Consider the following 22748-nt stretch of genomic DNA (forward strand, 5'->3'; position numbering starts at 1 on the left):
TAAGTTGATCTCTAACGGCTGCCTGCGGGTAGCCGTTGGTGCTTATGGGCCATTCGTCATTCAGTTCACTTCCCTTCCTTTGCTTTCTTAGCGACCAGCGCCTGAACCATCTGGCCGGCGAAGTCGGCCGCGGGCGGATCCTGGTTGGCAAGCGCCACAATGGTGTATGGCGAGTTGAGCACGATGTACAACTCCGTATTCACGCCGGGATATCCGCCGCCGTGACCGACCACGGTCTCACCTTGAACATGCTCGATTTGCATGGCGTAGCCGTATTCGCCACCCCAGGGCGTTTTGCCGTGCGGCTGGGCCATTCTCTCGAACGTAGCCTTGCTGACCAGCTTTCCATTGCGCAGGGCGGCGGCGAAGCGGATGAGGTCGTTGGCGGTGGAGAGGGCGCCGCCGGCGGGGCTGCCGATATCGGGCTTGGCGGCATGCCATGCGGCCGAAGGCCCGTTCTCGCTCATCTGCGTGTAAGGCGTCACCATGCGCGCGTCGTGATGCGGAATGTTATTGGGATCGCTGTTCTTCATTCCGGCGGGTTCGAAGATATGCTTGCGGAGGTAGTCGGGATAGGCTTCACCGGAGACCTTCTCCACAATGGCGCCGGCGAGCGTCAAGCCGGCGTTGCTGTAAGACCAACTGCTTCCGGGTTCGAATTTCGGCGGGACGTTTTCGAAGAGCGGCACGAATTCCGATGCGCGCTTTACGCCATCCTTCATCATCTCTGGCGTACGCTTGTCGAGGAAATCTCCAAGACCGCCGGTGTGCGATAGCAACATTCCGACCGTGACTTTTTCGCGAATGGTTTGATTGCCGTACCGGGGGAAGAACTTGCCGACAACGTCGTTGTAGGAGAGCTTGCCTTGATCTACCAGCTGGCCGACGGCGGCGGCGGTGAACATCTTGCCCATGGAGCCGAGCGTGAACTGGGTATCGGCTGTGATCGGCGTTTTGTTCTCGCGATTGGCAAATCCACCAGTCGCGATGGCGATGGGCTGCGTTCCGCGCGCGACCATTACGATGCCGGAGAAGAGGCCGGAGCCGGAGAGGCGCGCTACGGTCGACTCCACTTCTTTCTTTACGACAGCGTCACTGACGTCGTTGGGCAGTGCGGAGTCAGGAATTTCGGCGGGGCGGAAACCTATGCCGCCGAGTTTGCCGTTGCTTACCCTGAATTCGAGTCCGAGAAAGATGCCGCTCTTCTTGCCCTTCGCCGTTAGCTGGAGGTGATCCGGAGCCGACTCGTTGACCTTCACAACATCGAAGCCACCTTGCTGCGTGCATTCCTGTAACTGGGTGTCAGCTACCTCGTCGGCACTGTGCTCCTTCAGAAACGCTTCTTCACGGTTCGCGGCATTCCACTTGGCAAGGGCGTCATGATTTGGCGCGTTGCACAGGGTGAGCCATTCAGAGGCCAGCTTTCCGGTCTCTGTTTGGGGCAATTGCGCGGTTTGGGGAAAGGCAAGAACGGCAGTGAACAGGACGGAAAATGCAGCTCCTGGCAAGGAACGAAGGACTCTCATCTGGATCTCCTGGACATTGGACGGAGGTGGCTCAAAATCGTGAAGGAGTATACGAAGAAAATCAGTGAAGAGTTCGAATAGCTTGGCAGAAATATTCTGAAGCTACGCTGTCGGCGTGAGCAGGCTCTTCAACTCTTCGCCAAAACGTGCAAGTTCGTGGAGACGCTCGGGAGTGGCTTCGATGATTTCCGACTTGGATTGAAAGACCTTTTGGCCCCGGACTTCGGTGAGCACGCCGAGAACTTCGCCCATTTTCCAGCCCGGGGCGCCGATCGTTGTGAGTCCTGTTGGGGTGGGCGTCAGCAGCGCGATGCAGTTCCCTTTCACGACGCCGATGGCCCTGGGAAAGCGGTCGAAGGTCTGGAGTTCGAAGCCGGCGAGGTAAATGCGCTGGAGCTGTTCGGAAAGGTCCATAGAAGAAATTGATTCATTGACGATTTTCTGATTGACGATTGAAAAGCCAAATCGAATGCTTTTGCAGTTCAATCATCAATGTGAAAATCATCAATCGTCAATGCGGTCACATCTTGTATCCACCCGTCTCCTCATCGCTCAGGCCTTCCAGCCACTTTTTCAAGTCGTCGCTGGTGATGCGTTCACTGGCGGCGGAGGCAACCTTGGAGATGCGGAGAACTTCGTCGTCAACAAAGATGGGGCAGTCGACGCGGAGCGCGAGCGCGAGGGCGTCGGATGGTCGCGAATCGAGGCTAATGGTCTGGCCATCGCGTTCAGCCCAGATTACGGCGTAGAACGTATCATCCTTGAGTTCCGTGACGACCACCTTGTTCACGCTCGCGCCGAACCCGGTGAGCATGTTCTTGAGGAGGTCGTGTGTCATCGGGCGCGGCGTTGTGACTTTCTCGATCTCGAGGGCGATAGCGTTGGCTTCGTAGACACCAACCCAAATGGGCAGAATCGACTCGCCTTCGACGTCCTTCAGGACCACGATGGGCATGTTGGTTACGGGATCCATCATGAGTCCACGAATTCTCATCTCGACTTCGGCCATGGTCAGCTCCTAGGTACTAGGTGCGAGGTACGAGGTCAACCCAACCATCTCGCCGACGAGACTGTTGGGCAAGGTTTTTGTGACGCGCGCGTACACATACTCTCCGATGCGTGGAGCGGAGCTACCGTTCGCGACCGTGAAGTTTAATGTCTTATTCTGCGAGGTACGGCCGATCCACTGGCCGCGTGCTGCGTTCTCACCTTCAACCATTACTTCGATTGTCTGGTATAAATGCCTGTTGTAATTGGTTCTCTGGATTTCTCGCTGGCGTTCCATGAGGATCTGCAGGCGGCGCGACTTCTCCTCTTCGCTGATACTGTCGTCATACTTCAGGGCCGGGGTGTTCGGCCGGGCGGAGTACTTGAAGCAGAAGGCGCCGTCGTAACGAACTTCATCCATCAGTTGAAGTGTTTCCTCGAACTCCGATTCGGTCTCTCCCGGGAAGCCGACGATAATGTCGGTCGTGATGGAGATGTCGCGGTTGCGAGTTCCCCTCATCCATGCGATCCGCTCGAGGTACTGCTCGCGAGTGTATTCGCGGAACATGGCGGCCAGGACGCGGGTGGAGCCGCTCTGGACGGGCAGGTGAACGTGATCGCAGAGGGTTGGGACTGAGTCGATGACGTCGACGATGTCACGCGTGAAGTCGCGGGGATGCGAGGTCGTGAAGCGTACGCGGCGGATGCCCGGGGTCTCTCCTACGGCTGCGAGGAGTTCGGCGAAGGATTTTTTGGCCAGCGGATCCTTGTAGGAATTTACGTTCTGGCCAAGTAACTGGATGTCTGTGTAGCCCGCATCGGCCATCTGGCGGGCTTCGGCGAGCACGGAATCCGACGTCCGGCTGCGCTCTTTGCCGCGCGTGTACGGCACCACGCAATAGGCACAGAACTTGTCGCAGCCCTCGATGATGGTGATGTAGCCGCGGTGCGGGTTGGAGCGGGCGGTAAATTCAGTCTCGAAGGTCTTGTCGGTCTGGCGGTCGTCGAGGCCGGTTATTCGGGTTCCGCCGCCGATCTGGACCAGCATTTCGGGAAGCTTGTGGTAGCTGGCAGAGCCGGCGACCATGGCGACGTGCGGGGCGCGCTCGAAGATCTTCTCGCCCTCCTGCTGCGCGACGCAGCCGATTACGGCGAACTGCTTTCCCTGCTGCTGCAGGCGCTTGAAGTCGGCAAGGCGGTGGAAGACTTTCTGCTCGGCTTTATCGCGAATGGAGCAGGTGTTGTAGAAAATGAGGTCGGCTTCCTCGACAGTCTCGACCTGCCGGTATCCCTGCTGGATGAGGGTTCCGATGACTTTTTCGGAGTCGTGGAAGTTCATCTGGCAGCCGAAGGTTTCTATGAAGAAGGTCTTGGGTTGGGTACTCACGCCAAATCCTTGGAAATACAGGCTCCAGTATAGCGAAAAACCGAAGATACGAGCGGCAACGAAGAACCGAAGAACAGAAAGGCTGAGAACCAGGAAGTAACCTTCGGCGAGACGATATTAAGGATCTGATTAACACGCGCGCTTACCAATGGGCTATGTCAGGTGACCAATGTCCATGGGCACCTCGGACGAACGTCATCTTCCCCGTTTGGTAGTACGCGTTAGAAGCTATTTGCCACCCTGAGGCAAGTATCGGGTCTGTGGAGGCCCAAGGAGCTAACCGATGCTTGATTGGAGCAACGAGGAAACAAAATATGAACTGGTTCGCTGCGATCGCGTTACGGGCAAGCGTCAAGTGCTGAGCGATCGGGGCGAGGTGGCAGGCCGGTTTCCGGCGGAGGCCGAACTGAAGAAACTCCGCGAAGGAAACCGCGACCCTAACGTCGAATTCGAACTGAAAGTTGTTCGGGACGACAAACCCTTCCGCGCAACCGCATTCGATGAGGGCAGCGCGCAAAGGCTGGCGTAGTAGAACGAACAAATTGCGCGGTGCGAACTTGCGCTCCCCAGAAGTGCACGCTGGTTCGCCCGCACCGCATTAAAAGCCGCAATCCGCTGTTCGCAAGAACGCGCCACTCGCAAATCGCTGGTCATCGTAACTGCTCGCAACCCGCAATCCACGAAAACAAAAAGCCATTAACAGTCAGCCAACACCAAGAGTCAAAAGACGGTCGGCATTTTGCCATGAAGAGCCTGCCTGGAACCCGGCACCGCTTCGCAGCGATATGGGCCAGCCGTCGGAATTCCTACTTGCTGCCGTTTTTCACCATCTTGAGGAATTCCGCGTGGACGCGAGGATCGTCGCTGAGTTCAGGGTGGAAGGTTGCCGCCATGACCCTTCCCTGACGGACCAGAACCGGGTGACCATCGCGCTCGGCGAGGACCTCAACGCGTGGACCGGCATATTCGATTCGTGGAGCGCGGATGTAAACCTGCTCGAGTGGTTCGGGGCCGAGGTTCGTTGCGAGCGTGAGGATGCTGGAGTCGATTTGGCGGCCGTAGGCGTTGCGACGGACGGTGATGTCCAGAGCCCCCAGACCTTTCTGGGCAGGATTCTCAACATCTTTTGCCAGCAGGATGGATCCGGCGCACGTGCCGAAGGTCGGCTTCGAATGTACGAATTCGCTCAACTTCTGAAAGCCGTGCTCGCCAAGGAGTTTGAGGAAGGTTGAGGATTCGCCGCCGGGAATGATCAGGCCGGCGATGTCGTCCAACTGCTCGGGCTTGCGCACCTCGACAACCTCGGCGCCAAGCTCTTCGAGCCGGCGGCGGTGGGCGGCAAAGTCTCCCTGCAGCGCGAGGACACCGATCTTCATAGCAATTAGATTAGCAAACGCCGGAAAGGATTGACGATTGACGATGAAGAGCATTGGCGATTGACGTGAATTTCACTCACAACCTCAATTCCCATGTTTCGCTGACCAGGTCGTGTCCAAATAGCGGTTGCGGTTTCGAGTGTACGAGTTTGAATCCGCATTTTCGATAGATGTGACGGGCGGCAGCCAGATTGCTTTGCGTCCACAGCGTTATCTTGCGGTACCGAGCTTCTCGCGCGAAACGGATACACTCCTGGACCAGGCGCAGGCCAATGCCAAGACCGCGGGCTTTCGGCTCGACATAGAGCAGACGCAGCTTCGCGACACTGCTTGATTTCTTGACGAGAAACACCGAACCGACGACATCGCCTTCTCGCTCGGCGATCCAGCAACGCTCGCGTTTGGAATCGAACTTCTGGACGAACTGGCCCGCTACTACGGCGACGAGCGCTTCGAAGCGTTCGTCCCAGCCGTACTCCTGCCAATAAAGAACGCCGTGGCGATGGGTGATCCAGCCCATATCGCCGGGGCGATGCGCGCGCAGAATGTAGGGCACCTTAGGTTGCGTTCGCTCGCCAAAGACCTCCTCGATTGTTCTCATGGCCTGAACAGCTCGGGCCTGCTCGACTGGAGAGAGCTTCTTCAGCAGAGCCCCGATCTCTTCTTCAGTGCGCCTGTTAAGTTCCGCGAAGAGGCTACGTCCTTTGGAGGTTAGAGACAGGATTTGCTGCCGTGCATCCGTTTTTGAAGCTGAGCGCTTGACCAGTCGCCTAGTCTCGAACGAGGCGAGGATACGGCTGAGATAGCCGGGATCCAGTCCGAGTTCCCTTCCCAGTTCGCCTGCGGTTGGGCTGACGCGATGGGCGAGTTCGTACAGCACCCGGGCTTCCGTCAGTGAGAACGGAGCCTTGTAGGGCTCGTGGAGAACACCGATCCTGGTCGTGTAGAAGCGATTAAAACGACGGACGGCATTGACATGATCGTGCAGAGTGGCAGGCACAAAACATCTCCCCTCTGCATGCCATTGTCATTAAGTTAGTTGACGAAGTCAACTATCTAGATGAAGAGGCTGGTTCGTGATTTCAGGGAGTCGCCCAGGAACGCCGCCACGCCGCCAGCTTCGACGCCGCTGACCATCTCCGATTCCGCAATGCCCATGACATCGCGCGACATCTCGCAGGCGATCGTCCGAACCCCCATGTCGCGAGCCATGGCGATGAAATCTTCGAGCGAGCTGACGTTCCTCTGTTTCATCATCGAGCGGAGCATCTTCGCACCTACGCCGAAGTAATTCATCCTGGAGACCGGCAGGGACTGGCTGGAGCCGGGCGACATAACGGCCATCATCCTCTGGAAGAGTGTTTTGTCGCCGAGCTGCGTCTCTTTCTTCAAAACACTGAGTCCCCAGAAGGTGAAGAACATGCTCACCTGTTGCCCCATGGCGGCGGCGCCGGTAGCGATGATGAAAGCCGCCAGCACGCGGTCAAGGTCGCCGGAGAAAACAATGATTGAAACACGATCGTCGGGAGCACGCTCTTCGAGTTCACCGAGTCGTTTCTCCAACTCGCGCACGCGCTCTTCGAGCGCCTGCATGGGCGACGGATTCGGATACATGTTCGTGGCGAGGCTGCTCATAGATTCTCCTAGCTGGTGCGCTTCACGTAGTGGACGTAGGTATTGTTGCCGTCGACGGACTCGGTCTCCTGGGCTAAGAGTTCGACGTTCTTGGCAACCTTGGCCCAGCCCTGGAAATCAGCAACGGAACCTTTATCGGTAGCGACGACCTTCAGAATTTGCCCAGGCGCAATCGTGGCGATCTCCTTCCGGGCATTCACCAGCGGCATGGGACAATTCATACCGCGAGCGTCCAACGTCTTGTCAAAAGGCGTGCTCATCAGGCTCCTCCAGCGGGCGCTTTGCAGGCTTGCGACAGTGCGCAAACATTCTTCCCCAACTCCAAGGTCTCGATATCCTCGGGTGGCGGCGAGACCAGGCCCGCGTTTACACGCTTGATCTGCACGTAGTCCGGATTGAACTTCGGAAGACTTTCGACGAGATATCGAACGTACTCCTCATCCGAGCTGCTCTGAAGCATTCTCAACCCGTCATTATTTGACTTGAGGTCATTGAGGGTCGCGGAGAACATTCCCGCATCTCCGCCTTCATCCATAGAACTGAAATGCCCCGGTAGCAGCCGCGTTGAACTGGGCAGACCGAGCAATTTGCGAAGGGATTGCGTGTGCAGGCGCGCCCAAGCTTCGGCTTGGCCGCCGAGGTCAGGCCTGGCAACGGAGTTCACAAAGATGCTGTCACCGGCGAACAAGTACTGGGAATTCAGAAGTAGCGCGACGAGGCCGAGGGTATGACCGGGCGCGTGGATCACGTGGAGTTCCTGCCTGCCGATGCGAAACACTTCGCCGGGCGCGATCGCCTCGTACGCAATAGTTGCCGGCAACATATCGATAGGGTGTACGGCGTCGTAAGGATGCAGGTGATACGTGGCGCCGGTCGCCGCAGCGAGCGCCGGTCCGCCGCTTACGTGGTCGGCGTGACCATGGGTATCGAGCACCAGTTCGATTTTGAAGCCGCGTTCGCGGGCCAACGCAGTATAGTGCTCGATATGCCGCAGAGGATCGATGATGATCGCATGTCCGTCGCTCGCGATCACATAGCTCAGGCAGCCCCGGGCAGGACGGCTGACCTGGTAGATGGACAGATCGCCGGTTTCGACGACGGCGCCCACCGCGTAGTACTCACCCCAGCCCTTCATTCCGTGTTCAAGATTGGCGCAGTTGTATCCCATTTGGCGCAGCGCCTGGGCCACGAACTCAGAAGTGCCACCCTTTGCGCAGACAGCAAGGATCGGCTCCTGCGAGGGAAGTTTGTCCCGAAGGTCGCCTTCCACGCAGGCGACAATGGATTCGACCATATCGTCTTTGCCGCCGGTCTCGAGCAGTTCGAAATATGGCACGTTCAACGCCGGAAGGGGAGAGCGTCCCTCGAGCCGAAAGCGATCGAACTCGTCCCGGTTGCGAACGTCGAGGACAAAGAATCGCTCACGATTTTTCAGGCGAGCCAAAAGGCTGTCTGGAGTCCAGACCTCTTCACCCAAAGATTGCATCGGTCGTCCCCACAAGTTAGTACCGGCCGCAAGCAGCGGGTCTTGCTCGAGAGCTGCTCATATTGCGGTGCTTGCCATCCCAGCGGAAGGCCAAAACGATAGCATAAAACCGGCTATTTCCAGCTTTATTTCGATGTTCCAGTGAATTTCAAACGACCATGGCAGCTTCTCTGAAACCAAGGTTTGCTAATATCTTCCGCATGGCACATCAGCATTCACCCAGGTTTCTCGCCATTGTGAACGACGCGAAGACGCGCGTTCGCGAAAACACGGTTGACCAGATCCGCGAAAGACTCGACAAGGGAGACAAATTCGTCCTCGTCGATGTCCGCGAAGATAACGAGTACGCCAAGGATCACCTCCCCGGCGCGATTCATCTAGGCAAGGGCGTCATCGAGCGCGACATCGAAAATCACGTCCCGAATACAGATGCCGAAATGGTTCTTTACTGTGGGGGTGGTTTTCGCTCGGCGATAGCGGCAGACAATCTGCAGAAGATGGGCTATACCAAAGTAATCTCGATGGATGGCGGCATTCGCGAGTGGCGCGAGAAGGGTTATCCACTCACGAAGGAGTAACCTCCAAGGGCTAATTACTTCAGAGATGTTTCCGAAGGAGCTTGCATTTGCCTGAGGGCAGCAAGTTCCTTTTCTCGTTTTTCGCGCTCGCCGCGCTTCTCTTTCAGGTGGTCCAGGGTTGTGGGGCTCTGGAAATACGCGAGTACATTCTGTCTGAGCGACGAATCCGCGGTTGAAAACTTCTTCTCGGCCAGCTTGTCGAGCAGTTGTACATAAGTTTCGTCGCCGAGTCTATATTCGCCGGCACTGGTTGGCTTTCCGGTGTCGAGGTCGCGGTTCTCCAACTGCAACCCGCTACCGCGAACGTCCACGAGGAATGCGCGATACGCATCCACGGTTTTGTTCATACTCGCGAGGTATATGTTCTCGGTCTGGGCGTCGGGCGTTTTAATGGCGAGAGCTTTGAAGGGGCCCACCTTAGGCATTAACCGCAAAAAGAAAGCGAGGATCCGCGTTCCAATTCCGGGCCGCTGGTAGTTGTTGCCCCAGTCGCGCTGATACTCGGCGCGAGAGAGGTTGTAGAGGAACTTCTTTCTGGTGAAGTTCGGGTTCTCGTGCACCAACTGAACTTTGTGGGTCGCCAAGGCGACCTGGGTCATCTCTGGAATGATCTTGCTGACCGCGCGACGAAAACTGCCAATAGCGCGATCCTCGTCTCCGAAAATGTCCGACAAGTCGAGGCCGTAGGTTTTCCGAAAGGCACGTTCCAAGACCGGCTTCGAAATCTCGAAACCGATGAAATCGTGATAAGAATCTGAGGTATATCGCTGCTTGGCGACTTGCACCACGTCGAACCCGAACTCGGTTTGTATGTGCGCCTTCGGATTGTCTTCGTAGGTGACCACCGGTCCGAATTTACGTCGCAGTTTCGGAAATTCCTGCGCGACGGATTGATTTACGGCGGGATGACCGGTCACGTCGGATGTGTAGTGCGCTAAAGCTCCAAGGGCAAATGCGTATTCATCGGCGTTCTGCGCTTCATTGAGAAGGTTCACGACAAAATCGCCGCTACGAACGTAGTGCACAAGATCGCTGAATAACTTATTGCCGAAGGGGTAGTAGCCCAGGTCCTGGATGAGACAGCCACCATACGCGTAAGAATGGGCTTCGCGGAGTTGATCGGTGGTCATCCCGGGATAACGCTCTAATAAAAGCGGGCGAATCTGATCGAGCCAGAGCAGGTCTACGACCTCTTCGTGCGTGAGCACAGAATAGGCGGTCGCCGCTGGCGGGGCGAAATTCAGAACCAGAAATATGAGACTGATGGAGATCAGTTTCCGCATTAAATAGCATCAGGGATAAGGATTGAACGCATCCTGAGGAGCCACTCGGCAGAGCTACTCAATGGAAGCTAAGATGCGCGTTTGTGAGTAAGCGTGCTGCAAAATGGCATGAGGCAGGCCGAAAATTAAGGTTCCTTGCGGATCTTCAGCGAACTCGGGACGAGCCGCCGATCCAACTCCGTAATCTGTTCAATTTCCAGCAGCGGGTAGCAAGCGTGAACCCGGAATTCACGGCTGATATCGGAAATCAGCTCCGGTGTCAGATCCGCCGTGGAAGCCGCGAACAACTTGCCGCAAATGCTGCATCTCCAGGCAAAAGGAATGCCCTGGAAGACGAATGCCAGTTCGAGTCGCCTGTGGACGGTCTGATACATGGTCCTTGCCCCCGTTTCCAGAACTCTCTTTCCCTGCCCTTGGTTCGGCCGATGATCCTTTGGACTGGCGCAATATGGCGCACCGTTGCCCCAAAAAAGGCTCAGGGCCGGGAATTTTACCTTAGAGAGGCGCTGGCACTCCGAAATACCAGAGCAGCGCCAGGATGTAGAGCCAGAGTGCGAACATGAAGTGCCAGTAAAACGTCGTTACGTCGACGGCAATTCTGCGGCGCTCGAGCGAGTGGCGTGGGCCGGGGCCAAAGCAGGCGTAGAGAAGCACCAGCATTCCGCCGAAGAGATGGAGCGCATGCGCGCCGGTGATGAAGTAGACAAGAGAACTGGCTGGTCCACTGGTCCTTATGATGTCCCTGGCCCTCAGCCACTCCCAGGCGCGCCATTGTCCGAAGAGGAATGCGAGCCCTAGAAGGGTTGTGACATAAACCCAGCGAACCGCGCTTTGTGCTACAGGTACAACGCCCGGGATACGGGTTGCTGGAACCAGAATAGATTCCATGCGCGCCAGGCGGCGGGCACGTTCCAAGGTCAGGCTGCTCACCAATAAAATGCCCGTGTTCACCAACAGGAGAGTCAACGGGATCGGAATGGGCAGCCACGAAGGTACGAAGTGCGAGCCCGGGCCATCGTATTGATTGCCGCTCCTCAGTAGCAGAAAGCAAACCGTAAGAGTGATAAACAGCAGGGAGATCGAAGCGATCCCGAACGCGAGTCCCAACCGATATCGGCGAAGCTTCCAGGCATAGTCAGGTTGGTGATCGTCCCCGCGACCGCCACCACCGCCACCTCCGCCACCGTGAGAGAGTGGTGGAAGCACGCCTCGGCCGCCATTGGAGGGCGACACTGGACGACTATTGCGGGTCAATTGGGGCATGAATCCTGCCGACGGTTTTGTATCTCAGATGCGCCGACCCGGCACCAAAGGTGCAAAGAAAAGCTGTTGAGATTCCGAAGCGGGTGGGGGCCAGAGATTCACCAGACGTTCATCTCGAGTTCTTGAGGCTGTAATCATTTGAGGCTAGAGTGACGGTTGCCTCGCTAGATCCCTTTCGGTGCTCGCCCGAGCACCATTTTTTATTGTGCGATCGGGTCATCGTGCCATCGAGTCATCGAAATCAGGTAAGCTGAACTGGAACATCGCCAATGGCTCGATGGCCACTGGCACGATCACACGATTTACTCATGCGCGCTGACGGACACGACACCAAGCACCACCGAATCCCCAAGAACCACTGCTTCGGCTGTGGGCCGGACAACCCGGAAGGTTTGCGGCTGAACTTTGTCTTAGGCCAGGACGGAAAGTCCTTCATCTGCCGATTCCGGCTTTCGTCCCGCTACGTGGGTCCGCCCGGACACGCCCACGGCGGCATCATCGCAACCATCCTCGACGAGGCCATGGGCAAGGTGAACAAACTCCGCCACGTGGTCGCCCTGACGCGGGAGATGAAGGTTGAATACTTGCGACCGGTACCGTTGGGTAAACCACTAATAGCAGAGGGCCGAGAGAAGTACGTGCGCGGCCGCGAGCATATCAACGTTGCCGAAATCCGAACGGAAGATGGCCAAGTGCTGGCCCGAAGCCGGGGCAAGTTCATCAAGATCGACCCGGAGAAAATGTTCAAGAAACACTTGAAGTCGCGGAAGACGGGTGGGCAGTGGGTGCTGAGAAGCAAGAATTGACGATTGAACATTGTGAAATTCACGATTGAAAGGCCTCTGCAACTGAGGTTTTTCAATCGGCAATGAGAAAATCGTCAATCCCTCAATCGCCGTCGCCGCGCTCGCTATACCACTCTGGACGCGTTACAATTAAGTGGTTCCCAGCGAACCGAACTGCTGTCCGGCAGCCCTACGCTGGGAGTGTGTGTTGGGGAGAAACGTTATGTCGCAGAACAGTGGAAACCCTGGACTTCGCCTGAAAACCGGCCTGGCCGAGATGCTCAAGGGCGGAGTGATCATGGACGTAATGAGCGCCGCCCAAGCCGAAGTGGCTGAGAAGGCCGGCGCCGTCGCGGTGATGGCGCTGGAGAAAGTTCCGGCGATGTTGCGCGCCGAAGGCGGCGTCGCGCGCATGGCGAACCCCCGCGTAATCAAAGAGATCATGAAGACCGTGAATATCCCGGTCATGGCCAAATGCCGCATCGGCCACTTCGCCGAAGCGCAGATTTTGCAGGAACTCGGCGTCGACTACATCGATGAATCCGAAGTTCTGACCCCGGCGGACGAAGAGCATCATGTCGACAAGCACGCCTTCACGACACCGTTTGTGTGCGGCGCGCGCAACCTGGGCGAAGCGCTGCGGCGCATTGGCGAGGGCGCGGCCATGATTCGCACCAAAGGTGAAGCCGGTACCGGCGACGTCATTCACGCCGTGAAGCACATGCGCCAGATCGTGAAAGAAATGAAGCAGCTCACCGTGATGAGCGAGGAAGAGCTGTTCGCGGCGGCCAAGAATCACCAGGCGCCATATGAGCTCATCCGCATCGTCGCGAAGAATGGCAAGCTGCCCGTACCGAACTTCTCGGCGGGCGGCATTGCGACCCCGGCCGATGCGGCCATGATGATGCAGCTCGGCGCCGAAGCCGTGTTCGTCGGAAGCGGCATTTTCATGAAGGAGCGCGCCACTCCGCTCGATCTCAGCAACCGTGAAGAGCGTGCTGACGCCGAAGCACGCGCCAAGGCCATCGTCATTGCCACAACGCACTACAACGATCCCAAGGTCCTCGCTGAAGTCAGCGAGCAGGTGCCGAGCGCGATGAAGGGATTAGCCGTTGGATCGATCCCGGAAGCGGAGATGCTGCAGACGAGAGGCTGGTAAAGCAGACGTCAGACATCAGTTGGGCGCGACTTCGGTCGCGCCCGTTTTGTTGCTGAAAGCAGGAAAAGGCCCGCTCTGGTTAGCGGGCCTCGATTTCCGCGCGCAACATTGTAAGAAATTGCGGTCAGATGTTGTGGTTCACCCAGTCTTCTACGCGGTCCAGTGCCTTCTTGATGTTGTCCATAGAGTTGGCGATGGAGAAGCGCAGGTAGCCTTCACCGAAGGCGCCGAATGCCGTCCCGGAGAGCGCCGCGACACCGGCCTGATCGAGCAGCGCGTCGGCGAGTTTCTTCGACGGCCAACCGGTCTTCGTGATGTTCGGGAACATGTAGAAGGCACCCTTGGGAACTTTGCAGGAAAAGCCCTTGATCTTGTTGATGTGCTCCGCGAAGTAATCACGGCGACGCATGAACTCCTGGTTCATCTTGTCGACGGAGGACTGATCGCCTCGAATCGCCTCGATGCCGGCGATCTGCGTAAAGCTGGCGGTGCAGGAGTTCGAGTTCGTCATCAACCGAGCGATGTGCTGCGCGAGATCGGCGCGCATCACGCCGTATCCCATGCGCCATCCCGTCATCGCCCAGGTCTTGGAGAAGCCGTCGAGGATGATGGTGCGCTCCCGCATGTCTTCGATCGAGGCGATGCTGTGGTGCGACCCTTCGAAGAGCAGACGCGAGTAGATCTCGTCGCTCAGGACCATAATGTCGCGGTTGCCAATGGCGTTGGCGATGTCCTGAATATCCTGCTTGCCAAGCACTCCGCCGGTGGGGTTCTGCGGCGAGTTGATGATGATGAGCTTGGTGCGATCGGTGATCAGGCTCTTCAATTCATTGACGTCTAACCGGAAATCCAGTTCTTCGCGCAGCTTGATGGGCACAGCCTTCGCGCCGACGAAGTTGATCATCGACTCGTAGATCGGGAATCCTGGGTTCGGGTAGATAACCTCGTCGCCCTCGTTGCAGAGGGCGAGGATGGTGAAGAAGATGATCGGCTTGCCGCCGGGCACAACAACCACTTCATCCGGCGTGACCTTGATTCCGCGGCTTTTGGAGATGTCTTCGGCGATAGCTTCGCGAAGGGGCGGCAGGCCGGCAGACGGGCCGTAGTGGGTGTAGCCCTTGTGCAGGGCGGTGACCGCGGCTTCGACGATGTTGCTGGGGGTATCGAAATCGGGCTCGCCGATCTCGAGGTGGACGATGTCTCTGCCCTTGGCTTCCAGGGCGCGCGCCTTCACCAATACTTCGAAGGCAGTTTCGGTTCCCAGTCGTGACATGCGCTGGGCAAGGCGAAGTTCCGTCATAGTGGCTCGACTCATAATTTGCGGCCGATAGGCCCTCGATTAGGGCAATGGGTAACGGCTCGGAAAGGTCCACCAGGCGAGAATGGGGCGCAGTCACCTGAGTGGAAGGTTCGGCACAAAACCTTACCCATTGTATACGGCCAGCTTCGATTCTGCGGAGCCCCAAATATGGCTTCTGTGATGTTCAGGGGGGTGGGTGTGTGACAAGGAAATTGCGGTTTTGGGCTATTTTGCTGGGTTCTGCTGCAAAGCCGACTGAGGAGCAGGGTTGATTGTCTTCCGGGTGCGCGGAGTGTCGCGTTTCAACAACCCTGTCATGCCGTTCCGAACGCAAGCGGCAAGAGGCGGAGAGATGGCCCGAACGACACCGTCCGCACCGAAAAGTGCCACACCAAAGAAGATGATCGCAAGCCAGCGCTCGGTTCGCGTCATAAGCCTTGATTTTAGCGCAACAGCCCAAAACCGCAAACCGAGGATTCCCGCGGACGCGGATTGAAGTTCTTATCGTCCGCGTGCTCCGCGTGACTCCGCGGTTGATTTCTACTGAAGGTCGAAGCTCACGTAGGTTGTGCCGCCCGCCGAAACCGAGATGGTGTACGTCGTCGAGATCGTCGTTCCTGGAACCGTCGCCGCAATCGTGTACGTCCCGTAAGCGACCTTCCCGAACGAGAACGAGCCGTTCGAGGCGGATATCTTGCTTGCGCTAATACGCAGCACCCCACCGGTCAGACTGATCTTCGCACCGGACATTGGAACAAGCTTGTACTCGACTTTTCCGCTGAGTACTCCCGACTTCGCAACCAGCACCTTGCCGGGAGATGGTTGATACACCAGGGCCGCAGCCGCCTGGCTTGCGGCAATTGAGCCGGGCACTGTCGTGGTTAGCGTGTAGGGCGAAGGCGCGGCCGCGGAAATCGAGTATTTCCCGTACGCATCGGTAGTGGCGCTCGCGTAGCCGTTCGAAACCACCGCTCCGCCCACTGCGGAACAGTTCGACGCATCCTTAACCTTGCCGGTCATGGTGGTCGTTCCAGTCGTCAAACCGCTGTTCTTGTACGGCACCGTGAACCGGTTATGTCCGTCGGTAAGCCACTGGTTGAGATATGGCGAGTAGGTTCGCACTACAACTTGATTCAGCGCCGGTTTGACGGTGATCAATCGAAGGTAGCCGTCTCCGCCATTTGGCCACGACTGGTAATCAGACAGCATCGCATTCACGAGATTACCGTTCACGCCGACGTCCGTGCGCCTTCCGGTTCCATCACCCTGCACGACGTGCCCGCTCAGGACCATCGTGATATTCGGGTATTTGCCGGCGAATTTCTCCCAAACCTGCTCGCCATCGTTATCCTGACCCACCGCGAAACTGGCCGCACTGTTCGAATCGCAGCGATCCATCCGAGTGCTGTCGGCGTAGGTGTAAGCATGGGTAACGACAATTGTGTCGATACCCGGGTGATTCTTCATTACCGCGGAGGCCCATTTCAGCGCTGAATTCCTGGGAAATACTTCCAGCACCAGTACCAAGTACTGTTTTCCGCCCAGAGTGAAAATCGAATAGAAGTTTTCGTTGCTGCCGGTGGGATATTGGCTCTTGTACCAGCTCTTCCCGGCGTACCGTTGCGGTCCGAAGTACGCATTGAAGTTCTTCGTGTACGCGGTACGGCCTGCCGGGTTGTTCTGGTCGTAATCGTGATTCCCGATCACCGCCACATAGGGAACCTTCCCGTCGAGGACCCGGTACGCCAAGTCGGCGTTCTGCCACTGGTAAGCCTCGCCACCGGTATCCACAATGTCGCCGAGACCGATTACGAGTTGAATGTTCATCTGCTGAGCATGATTCGCAATCCACCCCGTCTGCGCCGTAAAGATGGACGGGTAGCTCTTGGCATAGAACTGCGTATCGGGCAGAGCGGCAATCGTAAATTCGCCGGCGGTTTGGGCCACGACAGTCAAACCGGTAATCAGCAACAGCAGTCCGGCAACGACGTGCAGGCTCCGGGTCATGGGGAGGTTCTCCTTGTCGATGCAGAGTAGGTGTTCACGACCGAAGCCTGTATCGGGTAGTTGCTCTATTAGTTCCGGGATTAAGGCCCAGAAGCCCCTAAGTGAGAATCCTCGTAGACGTTCACCTGTCTCAACCTGTTGTCTCTGATCAGCTTGTTGTAGCGCGAAACCGCCGCGGTGGGTTGCCCTCGTAGCCCGAACAGGCTACGCAGGCGGTGGTGGCAAAACTTCGCTAGCCGATTTATTCTGGCCTTTCGGCAAAATCCGCAGGGGAACCCTCAGTACCTCCCCTCTCTACCTGACAATCGACATGCGCAGGCGTTGGAAAGTTTGGCGAATTCGTTTGTTCTTGCTCCTCGCTGTCGTAGGTCCCGGCTTTATCACGGCCAATGTGGACAACGACGCTGGCGGCATCTGGACCTATTCCCAGGCCGGCGCACAGTTCGGATACCGCCTGCTGTGGACGATGATCCCAATGACACTTGCGCTCATCGTTATCCAGGAAATGACCGCGCGCATGGGGGCCGTTACCGGAAAGGGTCTTTCCGATCTCATTCGCGAAGAATTTGGTTTTCGAGTCACGTTCCTGATGATGGTTGGGCTCATCATCTGTAATTTCGGTAATGTCGTAACCGAATTTGCCGGGATCGCCGGCAGCCTGGAACTGTTCGGCGTCAGCCGTTTCATCAGCGTTCCCATCTGCGCGGCAATTGTTTGGGTCGTTGCGGTTAAAGGCAATTACAAGACGGTCGAGAAGGTGTTCCTCGCCGCTTCCGTTTTCTATATCGCCTATCTGTTTGCCGGCGTGATGGCGAAGCCCGCATGGGAACAGGCGCTATTCGCAACCGTTACGCCGCCAAAATGGCAGGAATTGAAGAACTCGTCATACGTGTACATGGTCGTAGGCCTGATCGGCACAACCATCGCGCCGTGGATGCAGTTCTACCTGCAATCATCGATCGTCGAAAAAGGTATTGAAGAGAAGCACTACGGCGCCTCTCGGCTCGACGTCATCGTCGGCTGCCTCTTCACCGATATCGTCGCCTGGTTTATCGTCGTGGCCTGCGCGGCAACACTCTACGTTGCTGGGCACACGCAGATTCGCGACGCCGCCGACGCCGCCCAAGCCCTGAAGCCCCTGGCCGGTAACTACGCCTACATTCTCTTTGCCGCCGGACTATTCAACGCTTCCCTATTTGCAGCCAGCATCCTCCCCATCTCAACCGCGTATACCGTCTGCGAAGGTTTGGGCTTTGAGTCCGGGATCGATCACAAGTTCGGCGAAGCCCCGGTGTTCTATTGGCTGTACACAATCCTGATCATCGCCGGCGCCGGTGTCATCCTCATGCCGAATGTCCCGATCGTGAAGATCAGCATTCTGTCGCAGGTCGTCAACGGAGTTGTCCTGCCCTTCGTGCTCATCGCCATGCTGATCCTGATCAACAAGAGAGATCTGATGGGCCGCCACACGAATACGCGCTTTTACAACATCGTGGCTTGGTCAACGACCATCATCGTAATTGCCCTGAGCTTGGTTATGGTGTTCGGTGGGAGCGGGACCTAAGAGTCAGAGGCGACTGACGGTTGGCGCCCTCTTGATTTACACTTCTCCGCAACGTCCATGGACTTCGATCAACTGGAAACCTTTCTGGAAGTAGCGCGGAACATGAGTTTCTCACGCGCCGCCGAGAAGCGTTTCCGCACTCAGCCCGCGATTTCGGCGCAGATCCGTGCTCTTGAAGAAGAGGTCGGCGCCAAGCTTATTGACCGCTCCGGCGGTAAGGTCGCCCTGACCGCGCCAGGACGTGTATTCCTGGAATACGCGGATAAGACCATCGAAGCCCGCCGGGCGATTATCGACACCCTCGCCGAGATGGAGCAGGTTCCGCGCGGGGCGATTGTAGTCGCTGCCAACGAAGGCACCTGTCTGCACATTCTTCCCGAGGTCTTCGCCGAGTTCAAGAAGCAGTACCCAACCGTCAGCGTCAAGGTGAAGCGTTCCGAGCATGCCAGCATCCTGGAATCGATCCTCGACAACTCCGTCGATTTCGGGGTCGTCTCTATGCCCGTGCACGACCGGCGTTTCACGACCGTGCTGCTACATCGGGACGAGTTGGTAATCATCACCTCGCCCAAACACGCGGTTGCGAAGCTGAAGTCCCTTTTGGTGGCAGATCTCGCGCGACAGCCGCTGCTCGTTCCCAAGCACGGCCGCACCCGCGACACCATCGAGCGCCTCTTTGAAGACCAGAAGCTCCGTCCGACGATCTCCATGGAACTGGATTCCAGCGAGTTGATGAAGCGCTTCGTCGCCGCAGATGTCGGCATAGGCTTCATAGCCCGCTCCAATGTCCAACAGGATGTCGCCAACGGCACCTTGGTCGAGTTGCCCGTTCCCGGATCACCAATCCGTCGGGATCTCGGGCTGGTTTTCCGGAAAGATAAGGCGCTCAGCCGCGCCGCTCTGGCGTTCATTGACATTGCCGTGAAGCTCAAGAATCCGTCGGCAGCATCAGGTGTGCGCTAAAGGTAAATTCGCAAAAAATTTTTCCCCAATTGCATTGCGTGCGATGCAGTTTTCAATTACCTTTGCGATGGCCGAGTCCGAAATTCGGCCGAATCCCAAGTCATTCCTAGCTGACAGTGTGGAGGACACACCGAAATTGTCCAAAGATATGGTCCCCAAGCGCATATTTCTCACCAAGGGGGTGGGAAAGCACAAAGAACGGCTGACATCGTTCGAGCTGGCGCTCCGTGATGCCGGCATCGCAGCCCAGAACCTGGTGCGGGTTTCATCCATCTTCCCGCCGAACTGCAAAGTCATTCCGCGCGCGCAGGGGTTGAAGTATCTCTCTCCCGGCGAAGTCGTCTTCGCCGTCGTCGCCGAAAACAGCACTCGCGAACCGCACCGTCTGGTGGCATCCAGCATCGGCCTGGCTATTCCGGCCGACCGCAGCACTTACGGCTACCTGAGCGAACACCACTCGTTCGGCGAAACCGACCAGGTGGCCGGCGATTACGCCGAGGAACTGGCCGCCGAAATGCTCGCAACCACGCTGAACGTCGAGTTCGATCCGGACAAGAGCTGGGACGAGAAGAAAGAAGTCTACCGGATGTCGAACAAGATCGTGCGCACGATGAACATCACCCAGTCGGCGGTGGGCGATAAGAAGTCGCTGTGGACGACCACGATCGCGGCGGCAATTCTGATATTCGAGTAGAAGCGGACCGCGGATTTTCGCGGATAGACGCGGATAGAACAACGGCGGCCGAAATGGCCGCCGATATTTCGTTGGAGCGCCGACGCCTGGCCGGCCAAGAATCGCGCTGAGCGCGCCATCTCACTTCTTCTTTTTATCCAACCGTTCCAGTACTGCTCCGACAACCAGCGGTAGCCCAACTGTCGCATCAAGGAACAACTCTCCGAACTTTCCACCTTCTTCCGGCGGCACGAACTTGCCCCAGGAAATCGCCTCCTGGTAGGGCGAGCCGGAGAGGCCGCCCCAGTGAACGGGCTCGGGGCAAATGCGCAGGCCGTAGTGATAGCGCTTGAGCGGCAGGTCTTCCCCGCCCCGGCGTACGCGCAGGTCTATGTACGGCCCGAATTGCTGAGACCAATTGCGCGGAACTCCGCCACCGATGGTGAAGATGCCGAGCCGCTTCTGCTTCAGCAGGGTGTCGGCAAAGTGATTCATGTCGAGAAATGGATTGAACTGGATCTCCGGCCGCCCGGCGCGCTTGCGCTTGCCATTGTGGACAGCCAAGTCGAGGCCCATTTCGGAGTCGCTGAAGGCCGGCACAAACACCGGAACGCCCCTCTCGTAGGCAGACTTCAGGATGCCGCGCCCACGCACCTTCTCGCTGAGGTATTTCCCGATCAGGTGGTTCAACCGCCACGAGCACATTACTTCGTTCTCGGCGTCCCAAGCCTCGAGGATCTTGGAGACGATCCCCTCGACGAAGTTCAGATTCGTCTCCGGCTCCAGCGTGTCGTAGACGCGGTTGTAACCGGCCTCGTAGAGTTCGACGTCGTTCATCTTCTCGTCATAGACGAAGTGAGCTTTCCCGGCGGCTTCTACCAGTCCGTGCGCCATCAACGCGCCGGTCGAGACAATGGCGTTCACGATCCCACGGTCGATCAACTCGGTGATGATTAGCCCCTGCTTGGCGACCGTCATGGCGCCAGCAAGCGTCATCACCCTGAAAGCATCTTTGTCGCGAGCCATGGCTTCGAGCACGTCGGCGCACTGTCCGACCTGCCGGGCGGTGAACGCGGTCCGGCCCATGGCGCGCACGAGGTCGTCGATACCCTTGATCTTGGAGAGATCGAGCGGCTCCAGTGGTGTCAGCTTGTCGGAGATGGGGTCGTGGAGAGCTCGGTTAACGGCTCCGTCTGCAGACTTCTTCGTCTTCTTCTTGTCGGGCACGTTGCTACCTCGGAAAGAGAGCTGATGAGAATATTCCAAAGTAAATTGTGCGGGAGATGAAAGCAAGCACTCAGCAAAACGACAGGTGCGAGGTACGAGGTACGAGGCAAAGCCTAAAACAACTTGTTGTACGTCGTACTAGCACCTCGTACCTCGCACCTGCTGTGCTGATGCTGAATGCTTTGTTATCCTTTCACCCAGGAGCACCATGTCCGACAAGTTCAATGTTGGCCTTATCCAGATGCACTGTTCGCCCGAGCCTGACGACAATGTTGCGCGCGCGGTGGCGCATGTGCGTGAGGCCGCGAAGCGCGGAGCGGAAGTCATCTGCCTGCCCGAGCTATTCAAGACTCAGTACTTCTGCCAGCGCGAAGAGCACTCGTTCTTCGATCTCGCCGAGCCGATTCCGGGGCCGACGACGAAGATATTTGCCGACCTTGCGCGCGAGTTGAAAGTCACGGTCGTCGTGTCGTTGTTCGAGCGGCGCGCTCCGGGGCTGTATCACAATACGGCGGCGGTTCTCGGGCCGAGCGGAAACTTGGAAGGCATCTACCGCAAGATGCACATTCCCGACGATCCGCTCTATTACGAGAAGTTCTACTTCACTCCGGGCGATCTCGGCTACAAGGTCTTTGATGTTCCGCAAGGCAAGATCGGAACGCTCGTCTGCTGGGACCAGTGGTATCCCGAAGGCGCTCGACTGACGGCTTTGCAGGGCGCGCATGTGCTGTTTTATCCGACGGCTATTGGTTGGCATCCTGACGAGAAAGCGGAGTGGGGCGAGGCGCAGCACGATGCATGGCGAACCATCCAGCGCTCACACGCGATCGCCAATGGCGTTTACGTTGCTGCCGTCAATCGCGTTGGACACGAGCAGGGCGATGTTCGCGGAAATCGTGCGGAGGGCAAAGGACTCGAATTCTGGGGCGGCTCGTTCCTGGCCGATCCATTTGGCCGCGTCATTGCCGAAGCCAGTCACGACAAAGAAGAAATCCTGATCGGTGAAGTGAACTTGAAGACGATGGAAGAGATACGGCGCAATTGGCCGTTCCTGCGCGACCGAAGAATCGATTCTTACGCGCCCATCACGAGCAGATTAATTGACTAGCCAAGAACACTTCCCTTCCTCTCTTGGTTACCGCATGCCGGCGGAGTGGGCTGCGCATGAGGCCACGTGGCTGGGGTGGCCGCACAACCGGTCTGACTGGCCCGGGAAGTTCGAGCCGATTCCGTACGTCTATGCCGAGATCGTGCGGAACCTCGCACGCGGCGAGCGAGTCGAGATCATCGTGCAGGACGCGGCGCACGAGGCCAAAGCACGCGAGGTGCTCAGGCTTAGCAACGTCGTTGCCGAGAGCGGGAAGAATCTCAGGTTCCATCGCTGGCCGACGAATCGCGGCTGGCTGCGCGATTCCGGGCCAATCTTCGTCACGCGGAAGTCGAAGCAGAATCCGGTCGTGATCAACAACTGGCGTTTCAATGCCTGGGCAAAATACGGGAACTGGAAGCTCGACAACCAGGTTCCCGAGCACGTGCAGAAGCTCACGGG

25 protein-coding genes are annotated in these 22748 nt (G+C 57.5%); 9 read left to right on the forward strand and 16 right to left on the reverse strand.

The annotated features are described in order from the left end of the window. Nucleotides 1–65 precede the first annotated feature (65 nt). The 4 genes from ROO76_14725 to miaB form a co-directional block, all read right to left on the reverse strand. A complete protein-coding gene (locus ROO76_14725) occupies nucleotides 66–1526 on the reverse strand; it encodes a serine hydrolase domain-containing protein (protein MDT8069416.1) in 1461 nt (486 codons plus the stop codon). A gap of 102 nt (nucleotides 1527–1628) precedes the next feature. Beyond that, the gene (locus ROO76_14730) at nucleotides 1629–1940 is read right to left on the reverse strand and encodes a hypothetical protein (protein ID MDT8069417.1); all 312 of its coding nucleotides are present in this window, start codon (nucleotides 1938–1940) and stop codon (nucleotides 1629–1631) included. A 106-nt stretch (nucleotides 1941–2046) separates the two neighbouring features. After that, on the reverse strand, nucleotides 2047–2535 hold the full coding sequence (locus ROO76_14735; protein MDT8069418.1) for a bifunctional nuclease family protein: 489 nt from the start codon (nucleotides 2533–2535) through the stop codon (nucleotides 2047–2049). A gap of 9 nt (nucleotides 2536–2544) precedes the next feature. Further along, nucleotides 2545–3900: a tRNA (N6-isopentenyl adenosine(37)-C2)-methylthiotransferase MiaB gene (miaB, locus tag ROO76_14740; GenBank protein ID MDT8069419.1), complete on the reverse strand. Its 1356-nt coding sequence runs from the start codon at nucleotides 3898–3900 to the stop codon at nucleotides 2545–2547. Between the two features lie 283 nt (nucleotides 3901–4183). Between miaB and ROO76_14745 the strand changes: the two genes are divergently transcribed. After that, entirely contained in the window at nucleotides 4184–4429 is a 246-nt protein-coding gene (locus ROO76_14745) for a hypothetical protein (GenBank protein ID MDT8069420.1), read from the forward strand. A gap of 277 nt (nucleotides 4430–4706) precedes the next feature. On the opposite strand, the gene pdxT is transcribed toward ROO76_14745, so the two are convergent. The 5 genes from pdxT to ROO76_14770 form a co-directional block, all read right to left on the reverse strand. Next, nucleotides 4707–5276: a pyridoxal 5'-phosphate synthase glutaminase subunit PdxT gene (pdxT, locus tag ROO76_14750; GenBank protein MDT8069421.1), complete on the reverse strand. Its 570-nt coding sequence runs from the start codon at nucleotides 5274–5276 to the stop codon at nucleotides 4707–4709. 76 nt (nucleotides 5277–5352) lie between these two features. Next, nucleotides 5353–6276 carry a helix-turn-helix domain-containing GNAT family N-acetyltransferase gene (locus tag ROO76_14755; protein ID MDT8069422.1) on the reverse strand — a complete coding sequence of 308 codons (924 nt, stop codon included), beginning with the start codon at nucleotides 6274–6276 and terminating at the stop codon, nucleotides 5353–5355. Nucleotides 6277–6332: 56 nt separating this feature from the next. Then, a complete protein-coding gene (locus ROO76_14760; protein ID MDT8069423.1) occupies nucleotides 6333–6911 on the reverse strand; it encodes a DsrE/DsrF/DrsH-like family protein in 579 nt (192 codons plus the stop codon). An 8-nt stretch (nucleotides 6912–6919) separates the two neighbouring features. Continuing rightward, nucleotides 6920–7171, reverse strand: coding sequence for a sulfurtransferase TusA family protein (locus ROO76_14765; protein ID MDT8069424.1), 252 nt, complete (start codon nucleotides 7169–7171; stop codon nucleotides 6920–6922). Next, nucleotides 7171–8397 carry an MBL fold metallo-hydrolase gene (locus ROO76_14770; GenBank protein ID MDT8069425.1) on the reverse strand — a complete coding sequence of 409 codons (1227 nt, stop codon included), beginning with the start codon at nucleotides 8395–8397 and terminating at the stop codon, nucleotides 7171–7173. Before ROO76_14770 ends, ROO76_14765 begins: the two co-directional genes overlap by 1 nt. A gap of 200 nt (nucleotides 8398–8597) precedes the next feature. Here ROO76_14770 and ROO76_14775 point away from each other — a divergent pair, with 200 nt between their 5' ends. Beyond that, the gene (locus tag ROO76_14775) at nucleotides 8598–8975 is read left to right on the forward strand and encodes a rhodanese-like domain-containing protein (GenBank protein ID MDT8069426.1); all 378 of its coding nucleotides are present in this window, start codon (nucleotides 8598–8600) and stop codon (nucleotides 8973–8975) included. Nucleotides 8976–8989: 14 nt separating this feature from the next. Here ROO76_14775 and ROO76_14780 read toward each other — a convergent pair whose 3' ends face one another. From ROO76_14780 to ROO76_14790, 3 genes are all read right to left on the reverse strand, one after another. Next, entirely contained in the window at nucleotides 8990–10258 is a 1269-nt protein-coding gene (locus ROO76_14780; GenBank protein ID MDT8069427.1) for a zinc dependent phospholipase C family protein, read from the reverse strand. 125 nt (nucleotides 10259–10383) lie between these two features. Further along, on the reverse strand, nucleotides 10384–10632 hold the full coding sequence (locus ROO76_14785; GenBank protein ID MDT8069428.1) for a hypothetical protein: 249 nt from the start codon (nucleotides 10630–10632) through the stop codon (nucleotides 10384–10386). Between the two features lie 121 nt (nucleotides 10633–10753). Beyond that, entirely contained in the window at nucleotides 10754–11521 is a 768-nt protein-coding gene (locus ROO76_14790) for a cytochrome c oxidase subunit 3 (protein ID MDT8069429.1), read from the reverse strand. A gap of 308 nt (nucleotides 11522–11829) precedes the next feature. On the opposite strand from ROO76_14790, the gene ROO76_14795 reads away from it, so the two are divergent. Together ROO76_14795 and pdxS are read left to right on the forward strand one after the other, a co-directional pair. Further along, complete coding sequence (locus tag ROO76_14795; GenBank protein MDT8069430.1) at nucleotides 11830–12327, forward strand: PaaI family thioesterase; 498 nt, start codon at nucleotides 11830–11832, stop codon at nucleotides 12325–12327. A gap of 202 nt (nucleotides 12328–12529) precedes the next feature. Then, a complete protein-coding gene (gene pdxS / locus ROO76_14800; GenBank protein MDT8069431.1) occupies nucleotides 12530–13465 on the forward strand; it encodes a pyridoxal 5'-phosphate synthase lyase subunit PdxS in 936 nt (311 codons plus the stop codon). A 124-nt stretch (nucleotides 13466–13589) separates the two neighbouring features. On the opposite strand, the gene ROO76_14805 is transcribed toward pdxS, so the two are convergent. The 3 genes from ROO76_14805 to ROO76_14815 all read right to left on the reverse strand — a co-directional run bounded on the left by ROO76_14805 (nucleotide 13590) and on the right by ROO76_14815 (nucleotide 16772). Continuing rightward, entirely contained in the window at nucleotides 13590–14765 is a 1176-nt protein-coding gene (locus tag ROO76_14805) for a pyridoxal phosphate-dependent aminotransferase (protein ID MDT8069432.1), read from the reverse strand. 225 nt (nucleotides 14766–14990) lie between these two features. Continuing rightward, nucleotides 14991–15197, reverse strand: a complete 207-nt coding sequence (locus ROO76_14810; GenBank protein MDT8069433.1) for a hypothetical protein — start codon at nucleotides 15195–15197, stop codon at nucleotides 14991–14993. A gap of 108 nt (nucleotides 15198–15305) precedes the next feature. Then, nucleotides 15306–16772 (reverse strand): carboxypeptidase regulatory-like domain-containing protein, encoded by a 1467-nt coding sequence (locus ROO76_14815; GenBank protein MDT8069434.1) that lies wholly within the window; start codon nucleotides 16770–16772, stop codon nucleotides 15306–15308. A gap of 310 nt (nucleotides 16773–17082) precedes the next feature. Between ROO76_14815 and ROO76_14820 the strand changes: the two genes are divergently transcribed. The 3 genes from ROO76_14820 to ROO76_14830 all read left to right on the forward strand — a co-directional run bounded on the left by ROO76_14820 (nucleotide 17083) and on the right by ROO76_14830 (nucleotide 19993). Next, nucleotides 17083–18336: an Nramp family divalent metal transporter gene (locus ROO76_14820; GenBank protein ID MDT8069435.1), complete on the forward strand. Its 1254-nt coding sequence runs from the start codon at nucleotides 17083–17085 to the stop codon at nucleotides 18334–18336. Nucleotides 18337–18393: 57 nt separating this feature from the next. Next, the gene (locus ROO76_14825) at nucleotides 18394–19299 is read left to right on the forward strand and encodes a LysR family transcriptional regulator (protein ID MDT8069436.1); all 906 of its coding nucleotides are present in this window, start codon (nucleotides 18394–18396) and stop codon (nucleotides 19297–19299) included. Between the two features lie 148 nt (nucleotides 19300–19447). After that, nucleotides 19448–19993: an arginine decarboxylase, pyruvoyl-dependent gene (locus ROO76_14830; protein ID MDT8069437.1), complete on the forward strand. Its 546-nt coding sequence runs from the start codon at nucleotides 19448–19450 to the stop codon at nucleotides 19991–19993. Nucleotides 19994–20113: 120 nt separating this feature from the next. Here the strand turns inward: ROO76_14830 and ROO76_14835 are convergent, their stop codons facing one another. After that, nucleotides 20114–21199 (reverse strand): deoxyhypusine synthase family protein, encoded by a 1086-nt coding sequence (locus tag ROO76_14835; GenBank protein ID MDT8069438.1) that lies wholly within the window; start codon nucleotides 21197–21199, stop codon nucleotides 20114–20116. A gap of 208 nt (nucleotides 21200–21407) precedes the next feature. On the opposite strand from ROO76_14835, the gene ROO76_14840 reads away from it, so the two are divergent. After that, complete coding sequence (locus ROO76_14840) at nucleotides 21408–22307, forward strand: carbon-nitrogen hydrolase (GenBank protein MDT8069439.1); 900 nt, start codon at nucleotides 21408–21410, stop codon at nucleotides 22305–22307. Next, a partial coding sequence (locus ROO76_14845) for an agmatine deiminase family protein (GenBank protein MDT8069440.1) occupies nucleotides 22300–22748 on the forward strand: 449 nt, incomplete at its 3' end. The genes ROO76_14840 and ROO76_14845, both read left to right, overlap by 8 nt.

The sequence above is a fragment of the Terriglobia bacterium genome (assembly GCA_032252755.1).
Taxonomy (GTDB): domain Bacteria; phylum Acidobacteriota; class Terriglobia; order Terriglobales; family Acidobacteriaceae; genus JAVUPY01.

Coding starts and splice junctions, on each gene's coding strand:
- ROO76_14725 (MDT8069416.1), bottom strand. CDS start 1,526: ATGAGAGTCCTTCGTTCCTTGCCAGGAGCTGCATTTTCCGTCCTGTTC.
- ROO76_14730 (MDT8069417.1), bottom strand. CDS start 1,940: ATGGACCTTTCCGAACAGCTCCAGCGCATTTACCTCGCCGGCTTCGAA.
- ROO76_14735 (MDT8069418.1), bottom strand. CDS start 2,535: ATGGCCGAAGTCGAGATGAGAATTCGTGGACTCATGATGGATCCCGTA.
- ROO76_14745 (MDT8069420.1), top strand. CDS start 4,184: ATGCTTGATTGGAGCAACGAGGAAACAAAATATGAACTGGTTCGCTGC.
- pdxT (MDT8069421.1), bottom strand. CDS start 5,276: ATGAAGATCGGTGTCCTCGCGCTGCAGGGAGACTTTGCCGCCCACCGC.
- ROO76_14760 (MDT8069423.1), bottom strand. CDS start 6,911: ATGAGCAGCCTCGCCACGAACATGTATCCGAATCCGTCGCCCATGCAG.
- ROO76_14765 (MDT8069424.1), bottom strand. CDS start 7,171: ATGAGCACGCCTTTTGACAAGACGTTGGACGCTCGCGGTATGAATTGT.
- ROO76_14770 (MDT8069425.1), bottom strand. CDS start 8,397: ATGCAATCTTTGGGTGAAGAGGTCTGGACTCCAGACAGCCTTTTGGCT.
- ROO76_14775 (MDT8069426.1), top strand. CDS start 8,598: ATGGCACATCAGCATTCACCCAGGTTTCTCGCCATTGTGAACGACGCG.
- ROO76_14780 (MDT8069427.1), bottom strand. CDS start 10,258: ATGCGGAAACTGATCTCCATCAGTCTCATATTTCTGGTTCTGAATTTC.
- ROO76_14785 (MDT8069428.1), bottom strand. CDS start 10,632: ATGTATCAGACCGTCCACAGGCGACTCGAACTGGCATTCGTCTTCCAG.
- ROO76_14790 (MDT8069429.1), bottom strand. CDS start 11,521: ATGCCCCAATTGACCCGCAATAGTCGTCCAGTGTCGCCCTCCAATGGC.
- ROO76_14795 (MDT8069430.1), top strand. CDS start 11,830: ATGCGCGCTGACGGACACGACACCAAGCACCACCGAATCCCCAAGAAC.
- pdxS (MDT8069431.1), top strand. CDS start 12,530: ATGTCGCAGAACAGTGGAAACCCTGGACTTCGCCTGAAAACCGGCCTG.
- ROO76_14805 (MDT8069432.1), bottom strand. CDS start 14,765: ATGACGGAACTTCGCCTTGCCCAGCGCATGTCACGACTGGGAACCGAA.
- ROO76_14810 (MDT8069433.1), bottom strand. CDS start 15,197: ATGACGCGAACCGAGCGCTGGCTTGCGATCATCTTCTTTGGTGTGGCA.
- ROO76_14815 (MDT8069434.1), bottom strand. CDS start 16,772: ATGACCCGGAGCCTGCACGTCGTTGCCGGACTGCTGTTGCTGATTACC.
- ROO76_14820 (MDT8069435.1), top strand. CDS start 17,083: ATGCGCAGGCGTTGGAAAGTTTGGCGAATTCGTTTGTTCTTGCTCCTC.
- ROO76_14825 (MDT8069436.1), top strand. CDS start 18,394: ATGGACTTCGATCAACTGGAAACCTTTCTGGAAGTAGCGCGGAACATG.
- ROO76_14830 (MDT8069437.1), top strand. CDS start 19,448: ATGGTCCCCAAGCGCATATTTCTCACCAAGGGGGTGGGAAAGCACAAA.
- ROO76_14840 (MDT8069439.1), top strand. CDS start 21,408: ATGTCCGACAAGTTCAATGTTGGCCTTATCCAGATGCACTGTTCGCCC.